The organism is Streptomyces sp. 8L (genome assembly GCF_020176795.1).
Lineage (GTDB): Bacteria > Actinomycetota > Actinomycetes > Streptomycetales > Streptomycetaceae > Streptomyces.
Window position 1 is genome coordinate 1 of record NZ_JAIUKE010000812.1, and the last position, 2,289, is coordinate 2,289.

The 2,289-nt window shown below is 72.8% G+C and carries 1 protein-coding gene; it reads right to left on the bottom strand.

Annotated features, from left to right (window positions below; genetic code table 11):
* Positions 1-331: 331 nt before the first annotated feature.
* On the bottom strand, positions 332-2,289 hold a 1,958-nt coding region (locus LCE31_RS39010; RefSeq protein ID WP_225022985.1), incomplete at its 5' end, for an acetoacetate--CoA ligase.

Below are 2,289 nucleotides of genomic sequence, written 5' to 3' on the forward strand. Positions count from 1 at the left end.
CCGTACCACCTCCGTCGGCCGCCGCGGCCGGCTCGCCGCGGGCGGCGCCATAGGTCTCGGCGCGGCGCGGGGCCCCCGGGGGGGGGGGGGCGGGGGCCGGGCGGGGGGCGGGGGGGGGGGGGGGGGGGGGGGCCGCGCCCCCGCCGGTCGGTGTGGGCTGTCATGGCTCCCCCTGGAGTTCCGCGTGCGGGTGGGTGCGCGTGTCCGTGGCAGGCCACGCGCACCGTCACGCGCCGTCCTGATGGCGCGCCGCTTTTTCACTCAGCGTAATGAGGGGGTCTGACAACGGGCCCGGACGTGCGTTCGTGGCGGCCGTCGGGCCCATGACGGGTCAGTGGTGGTCGCGGGCGAGCTGCTCGTAGAACCGCAGGAGGCCGGGGTTGTCGACGGAGCCCGTGTTGACGGCCTGCTCCGGCCTCGCTCCCTGGAGCAGGCGTTTGACGGGGACTTCGATGCGCTTGCCGGTGAGGGTGTGCGGGATGCCGGGGACTTCGATGATGTCGTCGGGCACGTGCCGGGGCGAGAGGTCGGTCCTGATGGCGGCTTTGACCCGGGCGGTGAGGGCGTCGTCGAGGGTGGCGCCCTCCGCGAGGTGCACGAACAGCGGCATCCAGTAGCCGCCGTCGGGCTGTTCGATACCGACGACGAGCGATTCGCGGATCTCGGGGAGGCGTTCGACGGCCTCGTAGATGTCGGCTGAGCCCATGCGGACGCCCTGGCGGTTGAGCGTGGAGTCGGAGCGGCCGTGGATGACGACGGAGCCGCGGTCGGTGACGGTGATCCAGTCGCCGTGCCGCCATACGCCCGGGTAGGTGTCGAAGTAGCTGTCGCGGTAGCGGCTGCCGTCGGGGTCGTTCCAGAAGCGCACGGGCATGGACGGCATCGGGTTGGTGACGACGAGTTCGCCGACCTCGCCGATGACGGGCCGGCCCTCGGGGTCCCACGCCTGGAGGTCGGTGCCGAGGCCGGGGGCCTGGAGTTCGCCGATGTGGACGGGCAGGGTGGGCACGGCGCTCGCGAAGCAGCTGCACACGTCGGTGCCGCCGCTGACGGACGCGATCCACAGGTCTTCGGCCACTTCGTCGTGGAGCCAGCGGAATCCGTCGGGCGGCAGGGGCGAGCCGGTGGTGGCGACGCATTTGAGGCGGGTCAGGTCGTGGTCGCGGCCCGGGTGGACCCCGGCCTTGCGGCAGGCCATGACGTACGCGGCCGAGGTTCCGTAGAGGGTGGTGCCGGTGCGTTCCGCGATGTCCCACTGGGCGTCGGTGCCGGGGTGGCCGGGGCTGCCGTCGTACAGCACGATCGTGGTGCCGACGAGGAGTCCGGAGACGAGGAAGTTCCACATCATCCAGCCGGTGGACGTGTACCAGAAGAAGCGGTCGTCGGGGCCGAGGTCGCAGTGCAGGCCGAGCTGTTTGACGTGTTCGAGGAGGATGCCGCCCTGGGACTGGACGATGGCCTTGGGCAGTCCCGTGGTGCCGGAGGAGTACAGGACCCACAGCGGGTGGTCGAAGGGGACGTGCTCGAAGACGGGTTCGGTGGTCCCGGCGACGGCGTCGGCCCAGTCGAGGGCGCCGTCGGGGGCCTCGGTCCCGAGGAGCGGTACGTGGACGACGGCGAGCAAGCTCGGCAGTTCGCGGCGCAGCTCGGCGACGACGTCCCTGCGGTCGTGGGTCCTGCCGCCGTAGCGGTAGCCGTCGACGGCGAACAGGACGACGGGTTCGACCTGTTGGAAGCGGTCGAGGACGGCGCGTGCGCCGAAGTCGGGGGCGCAGGACGTCCATACGGCGCCGACGGCCGCGCAGGCGAGGAGTGCGACGACGGCCTGCGGGACGTTCGGGAGGTAGCCGCTGATCCGGTCGCCGGGGCGTACGCCGAGGTCGCGCAGCCGGCGGGCGAGCGAGCCGACCTGGTGGCGGAGCTCGGTCCAGCTCATGAGGGTCTGCTCCTGCGTCTCGTCGACGTACAGGAGGGCGGGCAGCGCGGCGCGGTCGGGGTCCTCCCCGGTGCGCAGGGCGTGTTCCGCGTAGTTGAGGGTGGAGCCGGTGAACCACTGGGCGCCGGGCATCGCACGGTCGCCGAGGACCTGCTCGTACGGGGTGGCGAAGCGAATGTCGAACCACTCGGCGACGGCGGCCCAGAAGGTGTCGAGGTGGTCGACGGACCAGCGGTGCAGCGCGGGGTAGCCGCCGTCGGCCGGTGCGCCGTGGTGTGCGGCGGCCCACTCCTGGAAGCGGGTGACCCGTGCGGCGGCGATCCGCTCGGGGGCGGGCTGCCAGAGGGGGGCAG